The sequence below is a fragment of the Streptomyces atratus genome (genome assembly GCF_040655115.1).
In the GTDB taxonomy this organism is placed as follows: Bacteria; Actinomycetota; Actinomycetes; order Streptomycetales; family Streptomycetaceae; genus Streptomyces; species Streptomyces atratus_D.
This window is the reverse complement of the sequence record NZ_JBFAJH010000058.1, coordinates 1-18,683: the sequence shown is the minus strand read 5'-3', so window position 1 is coordinate 18,683 and position 18,683 is coordinate 1. Positions and strand designations below refer to the sequence as shown.

General features: G+C 69.7%; 14 protein-coding genes and 2 pseudogenes. 7 read left to right on the top strand and 9 right to left on the bottom strand.

Features of this window, described 5'->3' with window-relative positions; genetic code table 11:
• Positions 1–168: 168 nt before the first annotated feature.
• Genes AB0I23_RS35560 through AB0I23_RS35545 form a run of 4 tightly spaced genes read left to right on the top strand, consistent with a single transcriptional unit; the run spans position 169 to position 4,548 of the window.
• A complete protein-coding gene (locus tag AB0I23_RS35560) occupies positions 169–3,072 on the top strand; it encodes a sensor histidine kinase (RefSeq protein ID WP_359116006.1) in 2,904 nt (967 codons plus the stop codon).
• Positions 3,072–3,515 carry a roadblock/LC7 domain-containing protein gene (locus tag AB0I23_RS35555; RefSeq protein WP_359116003.1) on the top strand — a complete coding sequence of 148 codons (444 nt, stop codon included), beginning with the start codon at positions 3,072–3,074 and terminating at the stop codon, positions 3,513–3,515. Before AB0I23_RS35560 ends, AB0I23_RS35555 begins: the two co-directional genes overlap by 1 nt.
• A gap of 9 nt (positions 3,516–3,524) precedes the next feature.
• Entirely contained in the window at positions 3,525–3,962 is a 438-nt protein-coding gene (locus AB0I23_RS35550; protein ID WP_359116000.1) for a DUF742 domain-containing protein, read from the top strand.
• Positions 3,943–4,548 (top strand): GTP-binding protein, encoded by a 606-nt coding sequence (locus AB0I23_RS35545; RefSeq protein ID WP_359115998.1) that lies wholly within the window; start codon positions 3,943–3,945, stop codon positions 4,546–4,548. Before AB0I23_RS35550 ends, AB0I23_RS35545 begins: the two co-directional genes overlap by 20 nt.
• A 155-nt stretch (positions 4,549–4,703) precedes the next feature.
• Here the strand turns inward: AB0I23_RS35545 and glpK are convergent, their stop codons facing one another.
• From glpK to AB0I23_RS35515, 6 genes and pseudogenes are all read right to left on the bottom strand, one after another.
• On the bottom strand, positions 4,704–6,221 hold the full coding sequence (gene glpK, locus AB0I23_RS35540) for a glycerol kinase GlpK (RefSeq protein WP_359115996.1): 1,518 nt from the start codon (positions 6,219–6,221) through the stop codon (positions 4,704–4,706).
• Between the two features lie 81 nt (positions 6,222–6,302).
• Positions 6,303–7,064: an MIP/aquaporin family protein gene (locus AB0I23_RS35535; protein ID WP_359115994.1), complete on the bottom strand. Its 762-nt coding sequence runs from the start codon at positions 7,062–7,064 to the stop codon at positions 6,303–6,305.
• Positions 7,065–7,326: 262 nt separating this feature from the next.
• Positions 7,327–7,851: pseudogene (locus tag AB0I23_RS35530) on the bottom strand (thiolase C-terminal domain-containing protein); the annotation flags it as partial.
• Between the two features lie 181 nt (positions 7,852–8,032).
• Positions 8,033–8,167, bottom strand: a pseudogene (locus AB0I23_RS41835) (hypothetical protein); the annotation flags it as partial.
• Positions 8,168–8,193: 26 nt separating this feature from the next.
• Positions 8,194–8,541: a DUF962 domain-containing protein gene (locus tag AB0I23_RS35520; protein ID WP_359115991.1), complete on the bottom strand. Its 348-nt coding sequence runs from the start codon at positions 8,539–8,541 to the stop codon at positions 8,194–8,196.
• A gap of 126 nt (positions 8,542–8,667) precedes the next feature.
• Complete coding sequence (locus AB0I23_RS35515; protein ID WP_359115988.1) at positions 8,668–9,474, bottom strand: M15 family metallopeptidase; 807 nt, start codon at positions 9,472–9,474, stop codon at positions 8,668–8,670.
• A gap of 164 nt (positions 9,475–9,638) precedes the next feature.
• On the opposite strand from AB0I23_RS35515, the gene AB0I23_RS35510 reads away from it, so the two are divergent.
• On the top strand, positions 9,639–10,097 hold the full coding sequence (locus AB0I23_RS35510) for an NUDIX domain-containing protein (protein ID WP_359116042.1): 459 nt from the start codon (positions 9,639–9,641) through the stop codon (positions 10,095–10,097).
• Between the two features lie 354 nt (positions 10,098–10,451).
• Here AB0I23_RS35510 and AB0I23_RS35505 read toward each other — a convergent pair whose 3' ends face one another.
• Entirely contained in the window at positions 10,452–12,815 is a 2,364-nt protein-coding gene (locus AB0I23_RS35505) for a glycoside hydrolase family 31 protein (RefSeq protein ID WP_359115985.1), read from the bottom strand.
• Positions 12,816–13,086: 271 nt separating this feature from the next.
• Here AB0I23_RS35505 and AB0I23_RS35500 point away from each other — a divergent pair, with 271 nt between their 5' ends.
• On the top strand, positions 13,087–15,063 hold the full coding sequence (locus AB0I23_RS35500; protein ID WP_359115982.1) for an acetoacetate--CoA ligase: 1,977 nt from the start codon (positions 13,087–13,089) through the stop codon (positions 15,061–15,063).
• A gap of 67 nt (positions 15,064–15,130) precedes the next feature.
• Positions 15,131–16,030, top strand: a complete 900-nt coding sequence (locus AB0I23_RS35495) for a hypothetical protein (RefSeq protein WP_359115980.1) — start codon at positions 15,131–15,133, stop codon at positions 16,028–16,030.
• Positions 16,031–16,094: 64 nt separating this feature from the next.
• Here the strand turns inward: AB0I23_RS35495 and ptsP are convergent, their stop codons facing one another.
• Positions 16,095–17,765 carry a phosphoenolpyruvate--protein phosphotransferase gene (gene ptsP / locus AB0I23_RS35490; RefSeq protein ID WP_359115978.1) on the bottom strand — a complete coding sequence of 557 codons (1,671 nt, stop codon included), beginning with the start codon at positions 17,763–17,765 and terminating at the stop codon, positions 16,095–16,097.
• A 75-nt stretch (positions 17,766–17,840) separates the two neighbouring features.
• Complete coding sequence (locus AB0I23_RS35485; RefSeq protein ID WP_359115975.1) at positions 17,841–18,290, bottom strand: PTS sugar transporter subunit IIA; 450 nt, start codon at positions 18,288–18,290, stop codon at positions 17,841–17,843.
• Positions 18,291–18,683 lie beyond the last annotated feature (393 nt).

The following is an 18,683-nucleotide window of genomic DNA, read 5'->3' as shown; positions in this document are numbered from 1 at the left end:
TCGCGAACTTCATCTCCCTGAATACCAGGACAACTCATGCCCAGCGCCTGCCAGTCCGGCTGAAAATCGTCCGGACATGTCTTCGGGTTGTCTATGAGGCAGTAGTAGGCTCGCGCCGTTTATTGACGGGACACCGCCCTCGCACGAGGGGCTGAGCTGGGGGAGGCCATGCGCTTTCGCGGGAAGTCCATCCGCAGGAAGATCGTGGCGTTGCTGCTGGTGCCGCTCGTCTCCCTCACCGCCCTCTGGGTCTTCGCCACCTACCTGACCGGCCGCGAGGCCAAGCAGTTGATGGGTGCGAGCACGGTCGTGGAGAAGGTCGGCCACCCCCTGGAGGACGCCGTCCGCGTGGTCCAGAGCGAGCGCCGGCAGACCCTTGTCTTCCTCGCGGACCCCCGCGCCTCCGACGCCCTTCCCCTGCTGCGCCGCGAACGTGCCGCCACCGACCGCGTCGTGGCGGACGTCAAGAAGAACGCACAACAGAAGAGCATTCGCGACGTCCTGAGCACCGATGACGAAGTGCAGCTCAATTCGATCCTCAGCGCCGTCGAAGGTCTCGGCGCGCTTCGCGACTCGGTCGAGAAACGCACCATCGACCGTAATCAGGCGCTGGATTTCTACAACGGTCTCATCGACCCCTGCTACCGCTTTCTGACCAGTCTCCACACGATGGAAGACGTGGTGCTGGACAAGCGGCTACGTGCTCTGGTCGGCGTCTCGCGGGCCCGTGAATTGCTGTCCCGGGAGGATGCGCTGGTCGCCTCGGCGCTCGTCGCCGGTCGGCTCGACGCCCCTGAACTCCGACAGATCTCCGACCTCGTCGCGAACCGCAAGCTGCTCGTCGAGATCAACAGCGAGGCCCTCCCGGCGGCGGAGCGGCGGCGGGTGGAGCAGTTCTGGGCGAGCCCGGAAAGCGAGCCGCTGCGCACCGCGGAGAACAAGATCGTCGCCGTCGGCCCCACCGACGACCCCCACGCGGTCGACGCCGAACGCTGGCAGGAAGTGGCCCCGCCGGTCCTGGACCGGCTGGCCAATGACTCGACCGAGATGAACAACCGCTTCCAGGACCGCGGCAAGCCCGCCGGATACAGCGTCCTGATCAAGGCCGGAGTCGCGGGTGTCCTCGGCTTCCTCGCCCTGCTTGTCTCCGTCTTCGTTTCCGTACGCATCGGACGCGAGCTCGTCCGTGACCTCTCCCGGCTCCGCAAGGACGCCCACGAGGTCTCCGGCGTACGGCTGCCGAGCGTGATGCGCCGCCTCGCCGCGGGCGAGCCCGTCGACGTCGAGATCGAGGCCCCGCAGCTGAGGTACGAGAAGGACGAGATCGGCCAGGTCGGCCAGGCACTCAACACGCTGCAACGCGCTGCCGTCGAGGCCGCGGTCAAGCAGGCCGACATGCGCCGCGGTGTCTCCGAGGTCTTCGTCAACCTCGCCCGCCGCAACCAAGTGCTCCTGCACCGTCAGTTGACGCTGCTGGACGCCATGGAGCGCCGCACCGAGAACACCGACGAACTCGCGGATCTCTTCCGCCTGGACCACCTCACCACCCGCATGAGGCGGCACGCCGAGGGTCTCGTGATCCTCTCCGGCGCCGCGCCGTCCCGGCAGTGGCGCAAACCGATCCAGCTGATGGACGTGGTGCGCGCGGCTGTCGCCGAGGTCGAGGACTATGAGCGCATCGAGGTCCGCCGACTGCCGCGCATCGGCGTGGGCGGCCCCGCCGTCGCCGACCTCACCCACCTGATCGCCGAACTCCTCGAGAACGCCACCGTGTTCTCGCCTCCGCAGACCGCGGTCCAGGTGCACGGCGAACGCGTCGCCAACGGATTCACCCTCGAGATCCACGACCGCGGCCTCGGCATGTCGCCCGAGGTCCTCCTGGACGCCAATCTGCGGCTCGCCGAGACTCCGGAGTTCGAGCTCTCCGACACCGACCGGCTCGGCCTCTTCGTGGTGAGCAGACTGGCCCAGCGGCAGAACGTCCGGGTCTCCCTGCAGACCTCTCCGTACGGAGGCACCACCGCCGTCGTCTTCATTCCGGCGGCCCTGCTCACCGACGCCGCCGATACGCAGGGCTCAGGATTCCGCCTCGACCGACGGGCCGAGAAGACGATCGGCAGTGGCAGGCCCGGCGAGGAGGGCCCGCGCAGCGACAGGAACCGCAGGTACGGCGTAGCGGACCGGCGGACCGCCGATCGCACGGGCGAAGCCAGGCCCGGCGCACTCGCTCCGGTCCCCAGCGGGCTCGCGGACCCGACCGTCCTGGACGGACCGATCGAGCTCGAAGGGCCGGTCGACGCACTCGGCTTCGTGTCCGACCCCGTACTCGATTCCGTACTCGACGGAGTATCCGACATCGAAGACACCGAGAGCGAACGCGGCGGCATCTTCCGCGCCCGCGACCTCAGACGTGACGCCGACCGCGATCAACACCAGCAGGCGTCCGACCAGATCTCCGGATCCACGGCCGATGTCCGGGCGATGCGCCCCGGCGGCCCGGTGCCGCTGCCCCGCCGCAAGCCGCCGACGCTGGTAACCGACCGGGGCCGCCGGGTCGACGAGGCCCGCCGCGCGCACCCGACGACCATCGACCCGGAGCCGACAGGCGCCGGAAGGGACACCGGCGCGTCCTTGTACGACAACGGCCGGTCCTCCTACGCTCCCGGGCGGTCCACCAGCGACTCCCGGGTCTCCGCCGCCACCGGGCGGCTCACCGAACCCCGGCAGCCCACCGGCTTCCGGAAACCCACCGAGCCCGCCGCACCCGCGTCGGCCGCCCCTCAAGCGATGCCACCGACCGAACCCTCCCTGTACCCGGGAACCGTGGGCGGACTGCCCCGCCGGATCCGGCAGGCCAACCTCGCCCCGCAGCTCCGCGAAACATCCGGCGGACGTGCTTCCGAGCCGGACCGAGCGGAACCGGCCGAGGACATCGAGCGGGACGCGGACGAGGTACGCAGTCGAATGGCATCGCTGCAGCGAGGCTGGCAGCGCGGCCGTCGGCAGAACGCCGAGGAAGCGACCGGGCCCGGTGAGACAGCACAGGGAACCACTCCGGGAGGGGACGGTTGATGACCGCACCGAACGCCGCAGCAACCAACGCCACACGCCAGGGATCCGGCGAACTCAACTGGCTCCTCGACGAACTCGTCGAGCGTGTCGGCAGCATCCGCAAGGCGCTGGTGCTCTCCAGCGACGGCCTTCCCACCGGCACGTCCAAGGACCTGACCCGGGAGGACAGTGAGCATCTGGCGGCCGTCGCCTCCGGATTCCACAGTCTCGCCAAGGGCGTCGGGCGCCACTTCGACGCGGGCCGGGTCCGTCAGACCGTCGTCGAACTCGACGAGGCGTTCCTCTTTGTCACGGCCGCCGGTGACGGCAGCTGTCTCGCCGTGCTGGCCGACTCGGACTCCGACGTGGGGCAGGTGGCGTACGAGATGACCCTGATGGTCAAGCGTGTGGGGGCACACCTGGCCAACACCCCACGGACGTCCGGTCTGCCCGCCGGAGGATGAGGGGCGGGCATGAGGGCTGACTCGTCCCGGGGCACACCCCCCGGATCCCCGGCCGCTCCCCCCGACCCGCAGTCGTCACGCTGGTACGACGCCGATGCGGGACCGGTGGTCCGTCCGTACGCGATGACCCGGGGCCGTACCAGCAGCGCGTCCCGCCACCGCCTCGACCTGATCGCGATCGTCGTCCCCGAACCGGCGGCCGACGACCCCGGCCGGGACCAGACGCTTTCCCCGGAACACGTGGAGATCGTCGAACTCTGCAGCGACATGCCCCAGTCGATCGCCGAGCTGGCGTCCGGTCTGGATCTCCCCGTCGGGGTGGTCCGGGTGCTGGTCGGCGATCTCGTCGAGGACGAGCTGGTGCATGTGACCCGTCCCGTTCCGCCGGCCGAGCTGCCGGACGTGAACATTCTTCGCGAGGTGATCAATGGCCTTCGGGCGCTCTAGCCGCAGCAGGCGGCCCGTGGAGCCGGTTACCTTGAAAATCCTGGTGGCGGGCGGCTTCGGCGTGGGCAAGACGACGCTGGTGGGCGCGGTCAGCGAAATCAGACCGCTGCGTACGGAGGAGCGTCTGAGCGAGGCCGGCCGCCCGGTGGACGACACGGCCGGAGTCGAGGCCAAGGCCACCACCACGGTGGCCATGGACTTCGGGCGGATCACGCTCCGCGAGGACCTGGTGCTGTATCTCTTCGGCACACCGGGGCAGGACCGGTTCTGGTTCCTCTGGGACGAACTGGCCCAGGGATCCCTGGGTGCGGTCGTCCTCGCCGACACCCGGCGTCTGGAGGACTGCTTCGCGGCCGTCGATTACTTCGAGCGGCGCGAGATCCCGTTCACCGTCGCAGTCAACTGCTTCGAGGGAGCCGACCGGTTCCCGACGGAGACGGTACAGGCGGCGCTGGATCTCGACCCCGAGGTACCGGTGCTCACGTGCGATGCGCGCGACCGGTCCTCGGTACGGGACGTGCTGGTGGCGGTGGTCGAGCACGCACTCGCCCGCGCGGACCGGTTCCGCGAGCCTGCCACCACCTGAACACACGGGCGGAACGCGGCCCGTACCCCCGCCGACCGGGGTACGGGCCGCGCGTCGTGCGGCCACCGGATGCGGGACCGCGCAGGGAACCGCGTACTCCGGGACCGGGCACGGGACCATGTCCACAACCGCCTCCGGGACCGCGAACGGAGCCTCTACCTGCTGCTGCCGCTCTCCTCCTCCCAGCCCAGGCTCCGTTCCACTGCCTTGCGCCAGTTGCCGTACTCGCGCTCACGGATCTCCGGTTCCATGCGCGGTTCCCACTCCGCATCGCGCTGCCAGTGCGTCTTGAGCTCGTCCAGCCCCGACCAGACCCCGGTCGCGAGCCCCGCCGCGTACGCGGCGCCCAGACACGTCGTCTCGGAGATCTTCGGACGGATCACCGGAACCCCCAGCACATCCGCCTGGTGCTGCATGAGCAGCCGGTTGGCCGTCATCCCGCCATCGACCTTGAGCGTCGTGATCGGCACCCCCGAGTCCTGGTACATCGCATCGACGACCTCACGCGTCTGCCAGCTGGTCGCCTCGAGAACGGCGCGGGCCAGATGCGCCTTGGTGACGTAACCGGTGAGCCCGGTGATGACCCCCCGGGCGTCCGAACGCCAGTAGGGGGCGAACAGCCCGGAGAACGCGGGAACGATGTACGCCCCGCCGTTGTCGTCGACGCTCGCCGCCAGCGTCTCGATCTCCTCGGCGCTCCGGATGATCCCGAGCTGGTCGCGGAACCACTGGACCAGCGCCCCGGTGATCGCGATCGAGCCCTCCAGGCAGTAGACGGGGGCCTGGCCGCCGATCCTGTAGCCGAGCGTGGTGATCAGCCCGCTCTTCGACGGCACAGGCCTGTTCCCGGTGTTGAGGAGCAGGAAACTCCCGGTGCCGTACGTGTTCTTGGCGGTACCCGGGTCGTAACAGGCCTGTCCGAAGACGGCCGCCTGCTGGTCGCCGAGCGCGGAGGCCACCGGTACCCCGGCGAGTGCGCCGACCGCCGTCCCGTACACCTCCGCCGACGACCGGATCTCCGGAAGCACCGCCGCCGGAACGTTCATCGCCGTGAGGATCGACGGATCCCACTCCAGCGTTTCCAGATCCATCAGCATCGTGCGCGACGCATTGGTCACGTCCGTGACATGGACGCCGCCGTCCGTGCCGCCGGTGAGATTCCAGATCAGCCAGGAGTCCATGGTGCCGAAGGCGATCTCGCCCCGCTCGGCCCGGCTCCGCAGCCCCGGTACGTGGTCCAGCAGCCAGGCAGCCTTGGGACCGGAGAAGTAACTGGCCAGCGGAAGCCCGGTGATGTCCCGGAAGCGGTCCTGCCCGTCCGCGCCGCCGAGCTCGTGGCAGAGAGCGGCCGTACGGGTGTCCTGCCAGACGATGGCATTGTGCACGGGCTGCCCGGTCGCCCGGTCCCACAGCACGGTCGTCTCACGCTGGTTGGTGATGCCGAGCGCGCTGAGCTGCTCCGCCCGCAGCCCGGCCGTGGCGAGCGCACCCGTCACCACGGCCTGGACCGTAGTCCAGATCTCGGTGGCATCGTGCTCCACCCAGCCGGGTTTCGGGAAGATCTGGCGGTGCTCGCGCTGGTCGACGGCGACGACAGCGCCGTCCTGGTCGAAGATGATGCAGCGGCTTGATGTGGTGCCCTGATCGATGGCGGCGACAAACCTGCCCGTCATGACGTCCCCTTGTCGCAAGGTCGAGAAGCCGAAGTGGCAGAACCTGGATGGCCGGACACTGGAAGGCCGGAACCCGGATGGCTAGAAGGCGGCATTGAAGACGACACCCGCCAGCAGCCCGCCCACGAGCGGTCCCACCACCGGGATCCAGGAGTAACTCCAGTCGGAGGTTCCCTTGTTCGGTATCGGCAGCAGTGCGTGCACCAGCCGCGGACCGAGGTCACGGGCCGGGTTGATCGCGTACCCGGTGGGGCCGCCGAGCGACAGTCCGATGCCCACCACCAGCAGGGACACCAGGAGTACGGAGATTCCGGAGCCGTAGACCCCAGCCCCTGCCCCCGCCACCGGACCGATCCCGACCCCGGCGTTCTTCCCGAAGGCCAGGATCGGCAGCACCAGACCGGTCGTCGCGATGATCTCGGTGACGAGGTTGGCCACCGGATTGCGGATTTCCGGAGCGGTCGAGAAGATCCCGAGCGTCGGCACGGCCGTCTTCTCGTCCGCGTTGGCGCGGAACTGCGCGTAGTACGTGAGCCAGGCCAGCAGCGCACCGATGATCGCGCCCACCATCTGTCCCAGGATGTAAAGGGGGACCTTGTCCCACTTCCCGGTGTCGACGGCGATGCCGACCGTGACCGCCGGATTGAGGTGCCCGCCGGACAGCGGGGCCGCGGTGTACGCACCGGCCAGCACGCCGAAGCCCCAGCCGAAGGCGATCACCACCCATCCTGCGGCTCGCGCCTTGGAGTGGTGGAGGGTGACGGCGGCGCACACACCCGCGCCGAACAGGATGAGGATCGCTGTTCCGATGACTTCCCCGACGAAAATGTCTCCATTGCTCATGGCGCTCCTAGGGGTTGCCCGGCGGGTCTCGCCGGTCGCTTCCATGGCTACGGAGGCCGGGGCAGGGACGTTCGTTGCCCCGCCCGACTGTCCGTGACGAGCGTGGTGACCATGTCGGACTGCCGCACAGCGGAAGTGGCGGCAGCGACTGACCAAGGAGTGTTCACCGGTGCTGATCAGCCGTCAAGAATACTGACAACAAACCCAGTTCACGACACACGGACCGGACGCTTCCCCGCGTTCCGGACGGATCCGGGAGGTCTCAGCGGACCGCGACGACCGCTGATCCGTGCCCGAACAGCCCCTGACTGGCGGTGATTCCGGCACGCGCTCCCGGAACCTTTCGCTCCGCCGCGGTGCCGCGCAGCTGCCACGTCAGCTCGCAGACCTGCGCGATGGCCTGTGCCGGTACCGCCTCGCCGAACGAGGCGAGCCCGTCGCTCGGATTGACCGGGATGCGGCCGCCGAGCGCTGTCGCCCCTTCGGGTACGAGCTTGGCGCCCTCAGCCGCCGCGCACAGCCCGATGTCCTCGTGCCACTCCAGCCCCAGAGCGGTGGAGAGGTCGTACACCTCGGCGAGGGACAGTTCGCCGGGACCGATGTCCGCCTCCTTGTACGCCGCCCGGGCGATCGAGGCACGGAAGCTCTCCGGAGCGGGTTCCACCGCGACCGCCGAATCGGTCACGATGTCCGGAAGGTCGAGCACGGTCCTCGGGTAGGTGGGTGTCACCGTGGCGACGGCGCGGATACGGACCGGGCCGGCCGCGCCGTGCCGGCGTGCGCGTTCGGCCGCGAGCTCGACGGCGACCAGGGTGTACGGCTCCCAGGGCACGTCCGGGTCGGAGACGTACGGGGCGGGGGGCCGGTAGCGGCCGTCGGTGTACGGACCAGACGGTGCCCGGCTTGGAGAGCGGCGTCTCGGTCGGTTCACCGCCCGCGCAGCCCGGATTGCGGCAGAACGCGTCCGGGCGCGGGAAGAAGACCGACGAGCAGGCTGAACACCGGGTGCCCGGCAGCCGGAAGTCCCCTCGGTGCTGTCCTCGGTGAACCACCCGGCCACCACGGGTGTGCGCGTGTGCGACAACCCCTCCCCGACACTGCATCCGACGGAACGTCAGGAACTTTACGGTCAGCGGTTCTCGGCGAGCCACTTGGCAGCGGTCTCCGCCAGCTCCCCGTCACGCCCCGCCAGCATCATCCGGATCATCTGCACATCGCCGCGCAGCGACCACACGGGGTGCCCGAAGGTGGCCGGATTGTTCTTCTCGATCAGGAAGTGCGCGGGCCAGGCCGTGCCGTACCCGATCAGGGGCAACGCCGTGGCATACCGCTTCCGGCCACGGGCCAGACCGTAGGCGGTGACCGCGAGCCCGGTCAGGGTCCCCGTCAGATGGACCCACCGGGTCGCGGCCCTGGAGTGCATGGCCACGTAGTAGGGCCAGAATTCCTCGTACGAATGGAACGTCTGCTGTGACATACGGGCACCGTAATGGCTGGGGGCGCAACCGGATACGGCCGGTCCGCGTCCGAGAGGGGGAACGAGTGGCCGGAACCCACGGGGGTGGTCCCGGCCATTCGTGGCCCCATCGTGCTGCCGCGGCCTTCAGAGTCCTGCGACGGACCGCCGGGCCACCGGGAAGTCGAAGAAGGTGTCCGGGAACAGTTCCGGCTTGAAGGTGTAGTGCCACCATTCCTCGGCCAGATTCACGAAGCCGGCATCGGTGAGCGTCTTCTTCAGGAACTGCCGGTTGGCTCGCTGTACGCCCTGGATCCGCGGGTCATCGGTGTGCGACAGCGTGTCGAAGCAGTCGAATCCCGTGCCCATGTCCACCGAGTTGTCCGGGAACCGCTCGGCCTGCGGCGCGTAACAGGGCACCAGTTGCTCGCCCGGCCGGTACGGCCTGGTCGGCGCGGCGGGCAGCCGCACCAGCGTCAGGTCCACCGTGCTGCCGCGGCTGTGCCCGGACTTCTCCGCGATGTAACCGTCCGCGAACAGCCGTGTCTTGTCGACCCGGGGGTAGAACTCGCCTTTCATCGCCTCGTCGTCGAGATCCTTGGCCCACCGTACGAAGTGATCGACGGCCCGCTGCGGCCGGTAGCAGTCGTACACCTTCAGTGAGTAACCCTGACGCAGCAGTCGCGTCTGTGCCCGATGCAGGGCCCGGGCCGCGGGCCGGGTGAGGATGCAGAGTGGCTGCCGGTACCCGTCGACCGGCTCTCCCAGGAAGTTGTGCACGGTGGGGTAGCGCATCTCCTGGATGATCGTGGGGTCCACCGAACGCAGTGCGACGAACTCCTCGGGTGCCTTCGGCTCGGCCTTCGCCTGGGCCACGGGGGTGGCGGCGGTGACGGCGAGCAGGGCGGCGGCAGTGGCTGCCAGGACACGGAAAGCGGAAGTGATGCCTGTCATGAGCGCATCATCCATCATGCAGGGGTGTCCCGGAGGCACGATCGGATACAGTCCGCGCGGTGTCCGCGTCCGAAGAGAAGACCGAGCGGAGGAATCAGGTGGAGCAACCGACCAAGCACTCCCACTGCAGCAGCTGTGGAGCGCCGTACCCCGCGCCGGGATCCATGACCTGGCCCCGCACCTGCAGCGCCTGCGGCGACATCGCCTACCGCAACCCCCTCCCGGTCGCCGTCGCCCTGCTTCCCGTCACCGACCGGCAGGGCACCGCACTCGTCGTCATCACCCGCACCATCGAGCCCCGGCTCGGCGGCGTCGCCCTGCCCGGCGGCTTCATCGACCACGCCGAGGACTGGCAACACGCGGTCGTCCGTGAACTCCGCGAGGAGACCGGCATCGAGGCCGACCAGCAGGACGTCCGCCTCGCCGACGCCCTCAGCGCCCCGGACGGCCACCTGCTCCTCTTCGGCCTCCTCCCGCAACGCACGGCCGCCGAGCTCCCGCCGTCCGTCCCCACCGACGAGACAGCCGGCCACAGCCTGCTCAGGACGCCCGCCGAACTGGCCTTCCCCCTGCACACCCGGGCCGCCCGCGCCTGGTTCGAAGGGCGCTACCGTTACCGCTGACGGCATCACACCGTTCCTGGGCAGTGAGCAGGAGTGAGTCCTGGCTCACCGGCACGCCCCGAACGGTCTTGGGCGCACTGGTCCTCCGCTTTCGCGTCCCGGTCGGCGACGCATATCCCGTATGCGGTCCGTCCCGGGCGGGCGGAATCCCTACGACCTGGCCATATGGGTGTGGCCGGAGGCGACGGGGAGGCCCCGAACCATCTCGCTGGTGATACGGGGGCCCCGGCTGCTGACGCCACACCCGGCGTCCCAGATCGCACCGAGAACGTTACGCACACCCCGCGGGCATACCCGCAACTTGTGACACCGTTCACCCAATCGTGTCCATGCTCGCCAAAACGATGTGCTTGCTCAGCAGTTGTGAACCCCGCGCACCCGCACCGGGCACGTCACCCCGCTCTCCTCACCGTCCCGCTCCACCACGACCTGCCCGCCCGACAGCCGCGACGTGTACCGCTCGACCCTCGGCTGCTCCCAGCCGTCACCCGCGTCCCGGACCACCAGCCCGCCCCCGGTACGCCCAGGAGCCGGAGCCCACACCTCCAACTCCAGCCCCCCGTCCGCGCCCCGCACCGGAATCACCGCACCCGCCCGCGCCAGCACGGGTACCCGCGACAGCGGCGCATCGACCAGGACCTGCCCCGGCCCCTCGTACGCCTCTCCGCTCGCCGTGTCGTACCACCGCCCGCGCGGCAGCCGCACCGCCCGCCGATCCGTGCCCCGCTGCAGCACCGGCGCCACCAGCAGCGCATCGCCCAGCAGAAACGCGTCCTCGCAGTCCCGCAGTGCCCGGTCCCCGGGCGCCCCCCACCACAGCGGCCGCACATACGGCGCACCCGTCAGCCGGGCCAGCTGCGCCAGCGTCACAAAGTACGGACGCAGCCGCTCCCGCTCCTCCAGCGCCGCCCTCGCGTGCTGCAACACCTCCGGCCCGAACTCCCACGGCTCCCGCCGACCCGCGTCGATCGCCGAGTGTGTACGGAACAACGGCAGCCAGGCCCCCAGCTGGAACCACCGCAGATACAGCTCGGGGGACGGCGACCCGTCGAAACCCCCCACATCAGGACCCGAATACGGCACCCCGCACAGGCCGAGCCCCAGCACCAGCGCCAGCGAGGCGCGCAAGCCCGGCCAGCCCGTCTCCACATCACCGGACCAGGTGCCCCCGTACCGCTGCATCCCCGCCCAGCCGGAACGCGAGAACAGGAACGGCCGCTCGTCCGGACGCAGCCGGCAGAGCCCCTCGTACCCGGCCCGCGCCATCGCCAGTCCGTAGACGTTGTGGGCTTCCCGATGATCGCCCCCGAGGCCCTCCAGACAGTGCCGCGCCGACCGAGGCAGCGTCGGATCGCCGAACGCCGTGAACGACACCGGCTCGTTCATGTCGTGCCACACCCCGGAGAACCCCTGCGCCAGCCGCTCCTCGTACAGGCCACCCCACCACTCCCGCACCTGCGGATCGGTGAAGTCCGGATACACGCACTCCCCGGGCCACACCTCCCCGCGCACCGTTCGCCCCCGCGCGTCCCGCACGAACGCCCCGGCACTTCCGACCGCCGAACCGGCATCGAACACCGCGTTCCCCGGCTCCGCCTTCACCGCCGGATCGACGATCGACACCAGCCGTACCCCCTCCCGCTCCCGCAGCTCCTTCGCCAGCCCCGCCAGATCGGGGAACCGCTCACAGTCGACGGTGAACACCTGATGCCCGTCGTAATGGTCGATGTCCAGATGCAGCACGGACAGCGGCAGCCCCCGCTCCCGGTACCCGGCGACCACTCGCCGTACTTCCCGGTCACTCCCGAACCCCCACCGGGCGTGCTGCGGACCCAGCGCCCAGGACGGCGGCAGCGCCGGCGCACCCGTCAGCGCCGTCCAGCCCTGAAGCACCCGGGCCGGCGTACCCGTCACCACCCAGCAGCGCAGCGGCCCCCCGTCCATCCGTACCTCGCACATCCCCGGACGGTCATGCCCGGACCCCGCGCCCTCCTCGCCCTCGCGGACCGTGACCCGCCCCGCCCACGTGTTGTCGTGGAACGCCAGATGTGTTCCCGCGTCGGAGACCACCACCTGTACCGGCATCGTCAGATACAGCGGATCGTCCCCGGGCCCGAAGCGGCCGCCCGGATCGGTGTTCCACAGCGCGTACGAGCCGTCGCGCAGCCGAGGCCCCGCCCCCCGCCCGCCCAGCCCGAAGAACCGGGCGTCCGCAGGCAGCTCGGACCGCTGCACCCACCGGGCGGACCCCCCCGCCACCGGCACCCACCAGCGCGGCGGCAGCTCCCGCCGGAGCACCACACCTCCGGGCGTACGCAGTTCCACCGCCCCGTGCCGCGACACCACCACGGTCAGCCGCTCCGACACCACCTGCCAGCCGCCGTCCTTGTCCGGCTCCAGCACGGCACGCGGATCCGGCTCCGGAGCCGGACCGGGCAGCGCATACGACGGCAGCGGCTCCGCCCCGTCCCACGCCCAGAACACCGCACCGCCCGCCGAAACCCGGATGCGGAGCTCCGAACGAGCGAACCTGACGACACCACCACCCGGCCCGGGCTCCGCTCCCGCCAGCAGACCGGGCACCCTGGCCCGCTCCGGGCCACGGGGTGGCAGCGCCCGCGCATCCGCACGCTGCCGCCGCCAGGCCGAGCGCACCGTGCGCACCCCCTGCACCGAACCCACCATCTTCACCGAGCGCACCAGGTCACGACCGTCCATGCAACTCACCCTGCCATCCGACGAGACGTCAGCGGGCTCCGTTCAACTTCCGTTCACCCGTGGCCGGACCACATAGCCGGACAAGTAACCATGGGTGGGGAACCCTGGTGCGGAAGACGATCACATGGCATCGTCCGTGACAGCCGCTCGCGCGCATACTCTGGGAGGGTGCTGGAGATCTTGGCCGAACCCGGCCAAGATCTCCAGCACCCTCCCGCCTGCGCGTGCGACATGTTCATCCCGCGTACCCGTACAGCCAGGGAGCCGCCCCATGACCTCAACAGCGAACGAAGCCCCCTTGTGGCAGCCCGACCCCGAGCGCATCGCCGCCGCGGCGGTCACCCGCTTCCAGAGCTGGGCGGCCGAGCGGTACGGAGCACCGGCCGACGGCGGCTACCCGGAGCTGCACCGCTGGTCCGTCGACGAGCTGGACACCTTCTGGCAGGCCGTCGCCGACTGGTTCGACATCCGGTTCTCCACCCCGTACGAGACGGTGATCGGCGACCGCACCATGCCCGGCGCCCAATGGTTCCCCGGCGCCACCCTCAACTACGCGGAACACGCCCTGCGCACCGCCGAGGATCCCCTGCGCGCCGACGCCCCGGCCCTCCTGCATGTCGACGAGACCCACACCCAGATCCCTGTCAGCTGGTCCGAACTCCGCCGCCAGGTCGGCTCCCTCGCCGCCGAACTCCGTGCCCTCGGGGTCCGCCCCGGCGACCGCGTCAGCGGCTACCTCCCCAACATTCCGCAGTCGGTCGTCGCGCTGCTCGCCACCGCGGCCGTCGGCGGCGTCTGGACCTCGTGCGCCCCGGATTTCGGCGCCCGTAGCGTCCTCGACCGGTTCCAGCAGGTCGAGCCCGTCGTCCTCTTCACCGTCGACGGCTACCGCTACGGCGGCAAGGAACACGACCGCACCGGGACAGTCGCCGAACTGCGCCGCGAACTCCCCACCCTGCGCGCCGTCGTCCACATCCCGCTGCTGGGCACCCCCGCCCCCGAAGGTGCCCTCGAATGGTCCGCACTCACCTCCGCGGACACCGAACCCGTCTTCGAGCAGGTCCCCTTCGACCACCCGTTGTGGGTGCTGTACTCCTCCGGTACCACCGGGCTCCCCAAGGCGATCGTCCAGTCCCAGGGCGGCATCCTCATCGAACACTTCAAGCAGCTCGGACTGCACTGCGACCTCGGGCCCGACGACCGCTTCTTCTGGTACACCTCCACCGGCTGGATGATGTGGAACTTCCTCGTCTCCGGTCTGCTCACCGGCACCACCGTCGTGCTCTACGACGGAAGCCCCGGCTACCCGGACGTCAGTGCCCAGTGGCGCGTCGCCGAACAGACCGGCGCCACCCTCTTCGGCACCTCCGCCGCCTACGTGATGGCGTGCCGCAAGGCCGACATCCACCCGGGCCGCGACTTCGACCTCTCGCGCATCCAGTGCGTGGCCACCACCGGCTCCCCGCTCCCCCCCGACGGCTTCCGCTGGCTCCACGACGAGGTCGCGGACAACCTCTGGATCGCCTCCGTCAGCGGTGGCACGGACGTCTGCAGCTGCTTCGCCGGCGCGGTCCCCACCCTGCCCGTACACATCGGCGAACTCCAGGCGCCCTGCCTCGGTACGGACCTCCAGTCCTGGGATCCGGCAGGCAAACCGCTCGTCGGTGAGGTCGGCGAACTGGTTGTCACCAACCCGCTGCCCTCCATGCCCATCCACTTCTGGAACGACCCGGACGGCAGCCGCTACCGCGACAGCTACTTCGAGATGTACCCCGGCGTCTGGCGCCACGGCGACTGGATCACCCTCACCGACCACGGCTCGGTCATCATCCACGGCCGCTCGGACTCCACCCTCAACCGCCAGGGGGTACGGATGGGCTCCGCCGACATCTACGAAGCGGTCGAACGCCTCCCCGAGATCCGCGAATCCCTGGTCATCGGTCTCGAGGAGCCCGAAGGGGGGTACTGGATGCCGCTCTTCGTCCACCTCGCCGACGGTTCCGCGCTCGACGACGGCCTGCGCGACCGGATCAAACAGGTCATCCGCGACAGCCTCTCGCCGCGCCATGTCCCGGACGAGATCATCGAGGTCCCCGGCATTCCGCACACCCTCACCGGAAAGCGCATCGAGGTTCCGGTCAAGCGCCTCCTCCAGGGAACGGAGCTGGCCAAGGCCGTCAACCCCGGCTCGATCGACAATCTCGAACTGCTCCACTTCTACGAGGACCTGGCCCGCAAGCGCCACTGACAGGCCGCGCTGTCAGTGCCCGTGATTACTCTGAGTGAGCAAACTTCGACAGTGCACTGGGGGAGTCATGGCGCACACCAGGAACATCAGGAACACCACGTCCATGCGACGCACGCTGCGCCGCGAAGCACCGAGCACGATCGGCCTCCTGGCCGACGAGCAGGACTTCGCGGCCATGCGGCGCTACCGCACCTTCACCTTCGACGACCACACCGTCTATCTGCAGCAGGTCGAGGGCCTGCTGAAAACCCTCGCGGCCCAGGGCATGCACACCACGGTCGCCCTCTTCGACCCCGAAGAGTACGCGGACTACTGCGCCGAATCCGGGCTCGCGCCCGACGTCCCGGCCAGCCGCAGCCGTTTCACCGCCGAAGTCGCGGCTGCCGGAGCCACCGTCGCTTACAGCGGACAACCCATCGACACCCTGATCCCGCTCCTCGTCTCCCGAGCGGTCCGCCAGGCCACCTGGGAGTACGCCACGCTGCTCCTGGCCGACCTCGGTGAATGCGCCGACTGCGGCCAGGACATCGGCCGTGCCGCCTTCGACCGGGCCTCCCACCTCCTGATGCGCACTCTGGAAACGGCGGGCCCGGGCACCCACCACCTCGTCTGCAGCACCCCCACGGAGAACGAGCAGCTGCTCGCCGTCCTCCACATCGAGTGCGGCTCGACGGGCCCGGCCCGACTGGAATCCGGCGAAGGAGCAGAGTTCGTCACGGTCCTCGCCGTCGGCGTCGCCCTCGAAAGTCACGGAGGACTCGTCCTCCGCACGAGCAATCCCGGCACCCCGGACCGGGTCCACGGCTGGCGACTGACCGGCGGCAGCCTCGTACCACTCACCGCCGGAGAGGTCTTCAGCGCCTACTGTACGGACGCGGACACCGGCGACCCGGTCTCCCCGGAGTCGGGCGTGGAGTACTGCGCCGGCTTCGACATCGGCGCCGACGCACCGGAGACCCACCACTGACAGAAGAAAAGGGGCTCCCCGCCACCCAGGGCGGGAAGCCCCCTCGCCAACCGGCTGCGCGGACCTACTCGCCCGACAGCACCGCCTGAGCCGCGAGCCGCGCCTCATCGGCGGAGTCCGCGGCGCGCGCGGCAGCAGCGGCACGCTCGCACTGCGCGAGCGTGTACTTCGCCAATGTGGCCCGGACATAAGGAATGGACGCGGCGCCCATCGACAGGGAGGTGACACCCAGACCGGTCAGCACGCAGGCGAGCAACGGATCGGAGGCAGCCTCACCACAGACACCGCAGCTCTTGCCCTCGGTCCTGGCCGCATCGGCCGACAGCGCCACGAGGTCCAGCATGGCGGGCTGCCACGGATCCTGCAGCCGGGACACCGCACCCACCTGACGGTCGGCGGCGAAGGTGTACTGCGCCAGGTCATTGGTGCCCAGCGACAGGAACTCCACCTCCTGCAGGATCGAGCGGGCCCGGAGTGCGGCGGACGGAATCTCCACCATCGCACCGAACTTCGCCTGCAGCCCGGCCGCCCGGCACGCGTCGGCGAACGCCTTCGCGTCCGCACGGTCCGCCACCATGGGCGCCATGATCTCCAGATGGACGGGAAGCCCCTCGGCAGCCTTCGCCAGCGAGGTCAGCTGGCTCCGCAGCACCTCCGGGTGGTCCAGGAGAGTGCGGAGCCCCCGCACACCCAGCGCCGGGTTCGGCTCCTCCGCGGGGGTCAGGAAGTCGAGCGGCTTGTCAGCGCCGGCATCCAGCACCCGCACCACGACACGCCCCTCGGGGAACGCCTCCAGCACCGCCCGGTACGCCGCGACCTGCTTCTCCTCCGACGGCGCCTGCTTGCTGTCGTCCAGGAACAGGAACTCCGTACGGAACAGCCCCACGCCCTCGGCACCGGCCTCGACCGCCGCCGGCACATCGCCGGGCCCGCCCACATTGGCGAGCAGTGGCACCTTGTGACCGTCGGACGTCGCGCCCGGACCGGTCGACGCGGACAGCGCGGCTTTGCGCGCAGTCGCAGCGCTCTCCAACTCGGCACGCTTCTCGTCGCTCGGCTCGACGAAGATCTCGCCGGTGCTGCCGTCCACCGCGATCACAGTGCCCTCGGCCAGCTCACCCGCCCCGGGGAGAGCCACTACGGCCGGCACACCGAGCGCCCGCGCGAGAATCGCACTGTGACTGGTCGGTCCGCCCTCCTCGGTGACGAAGCCCAGCACCAGCGTCGGGTCGAGCAGCGCCGTATCGGCAGGCGCCAGATCCCGCGCGATCAGTACGTACGGCTCGTCGCTGTCCGGCACACCCGGCATCGGTACACCGAGCAGCCGGGCCACGATCCGGTTGCGCACGTCGTCGAGGTCCGCGACCCGCCCCGCCAGATACTCCCCGGCACCGGCAAGCAGAGCCCGGTATGCGGCGAAGGCGTCGTACACCGCACGCTCGGCACTGCTCCCGACGGCGATCCGCCGGTCCACATCGGCCATCAGCTCGGGGTCCTGGGCCATCAGGGCCTGCGCCTCGAGCACGGCCTGCGCCTCGCCGCCGGCCAGATTGCCGCGCGCAATCAGGTCGGCCGCAACAGCGTCCACAGCCTGGCGAGCACGTCCCTGCTCGCGCTCGGCCTCGTCCGCCGGAATCTGTTTGGCCGGCGGCTCCAGCACAGCCGTACCCATATGCCGAACCTCACCGATCGCCACACCGTGGCTCACGCCGACGCCTCGCAGCGTTGTCTCCATCTCACCGTCTCCGATTGTGCGGCGAACCCGTGCCACCGCCATGTGTACCGACTGCCTGTTACTGCGCCGGGTGCGTCACTGCCAACCGAACAGTGCCTCGCCGACCTTCACATCTCCGTCCTCACGGATGTCGGAGAGCGACTCGACGGTGGCCTCCAGCGCCACGATCGGACAGATCGGGGACTTGCCGGCCTCTTCCACCGCGACCGGGTTCCAGCGCACGATGCCCTGACCGCGCTCGACGGTGTCGCCCTTGTTGACGAGCAGTTCGAAGCCCTCGCCATTGAGCTGCACGGTGTCGATGCCCAGGTGGGTCAGCACCCCGTGCCCGTGCTCGTCCACGACGACGAACGCGTGCGGGTGCAGGGAGACAATGATTCCGTCCACCGGCGAGACGGCCTCCGACAGCTCGCGCACAGGATCAATGGCGGTTCCGGGCCCCACCATCGCTCCGGAGAAGACCGGGTCGGGTACCGCAGCGAGTCCGATGGCGCGTCCGGCAAGAGGGGACGTCACAGTGGTCATAGGGAGCCTCCCAGTGTGAAGCTTCATTTGGCGCCGCCGCGGCTTGTAGGGGACGGCGTACTGTTCAGCAGCGTAAGTCATAAGAAGTGACGGTTACGCCCGAGTCCGGCGGCTTCGCGGACCTAGAGGTGCACCGGAAACGATTTGCCTCGACTACCAGCGGCCTGTACTGTCGTGCTCCTGCCTGGCCCCAACACGACATCGAGTCGGGGGTCGGCGGCGATTTTCAAGCCCAGACCTTAACCCGGATTCGGCACCTGCATGCCTGCAGACAGCTGGTCAAGGAAATGGAAAAGGCCTGATAGAGTCGGACTCGCCGGAAAGGGAAACGCGAAAGCGAAGAACTGGAAAGCGGAGTAACAAATCTTCTGCTTCGCAGAGGGCCCGCTTCGA

What these genes read in the sequence shown, in the direction of transcription:
- ptsP (WP_359115978.1), bottom strand. Translation starts at nt 17,765, where the DNA reads ATGGAGACAACGCTGCGAGGCGTCGGCGTGAGCCACGGTGTGGCGATC.
- AB0I23_RS35535 (WP_359115994.1), bottom strand. Translation starts at nt 7,064, where the DNA reads ATGAGCAATGGAGACATTTTCGTCGGGGAAGTCATCGGAACAGCGATC.
- AB0I23_RS35560 (WP_359116006.1), top strand. Translation starts at nt 169, where the DNA reads ATGCGCTTTCGCGGGAAGTCCATCCGCAGGAAGATCGTGGCGTTGCTG.
- AB0I23_RS35495 (WP_359115980.1), top strand. Translation starts at nt 15,131, where the DNA reads ATGGCGCACACCAGGAACATCAGGAACACCACGTCCATGCGACGCACG.
- AB0I23_RS35520 (WP_359115991.1), bottom strand. Translation starts at nt 8,541, where the DNA reads ATGTCACAGCAGACGTTCCATTCGTACGAGGAATTCTGGCCCTACTAC.
- AB0I23_RS35485 (WP_359115975.1), bottom strand. Translation starts at nt 18,290, where the DNA reads ATGACCACTGTGACGTCCCCTCTTGCCGGACGCGCCATCGGACTCGCT.
- AB0I23_RS35505 (WP_359115985.1), bottom strand. Translation starts at nt 12,815, where the DNA reads ATGGACGGTCGTGACCTGGTGCGCTCGGTGAAGATGGTGGGTTCGGTG.
- AB0I23_RS35545 (WP_359115998.1), top strand. Translation starts at nt 3,943, where the DNA reads ATGGCCTTCGGGCGCTCTAGCCGCAGCAGGCGGCCCGTGGAGCCGGTT.
- AB0I23_RS35510 (WP_359116042.1), top strand. Translation starts at nt 9,639, where the DNA reads ATGACCTGGCCCCGCACCTGCAGCGCCTGCGGCGACATCGCCTACCGC.
- AB0I23_RS35500 (WP_359115982.1), top strand. Translation starts at nt 13,087, where the DNA reads ATGACCTCAACAGCGAACGAAGCCCCCTTGTGGCAGCCCGACCCCGAG.
- AB0I23_RS35555 (WP_359116003.1), top strand. Translation starts at nt 3,072, where the DNA reads ATGACCGCACCGAACGCCGCAGCAACCAACGCCACACGCCAGGGATCC.
- AB0I23_RS35550 (WP_359116000.1), top strand. Translation starts at nt 3,525, where the DNA reads ATGAGGGCTGACTCGTCCCGGGGCACACCCCCCGGATCCCCGGCCGCT.
- AB0I23_RS35515 (WP_359115988.1), bottom strand. Translation starts at nt 9,474, where the DNA reads ATGACAGGCATCACTTCCGCTTTCCGTGTCCTGGCAGCCACTGCCGCC.
- glpK (WP_359115996.1), bottom strand. Translation starts at nt 6,221, where the DNA reads ATGACGGGCAGGTTTGTCGCCGCCATCGATCAGGGCACCACATCAAGC.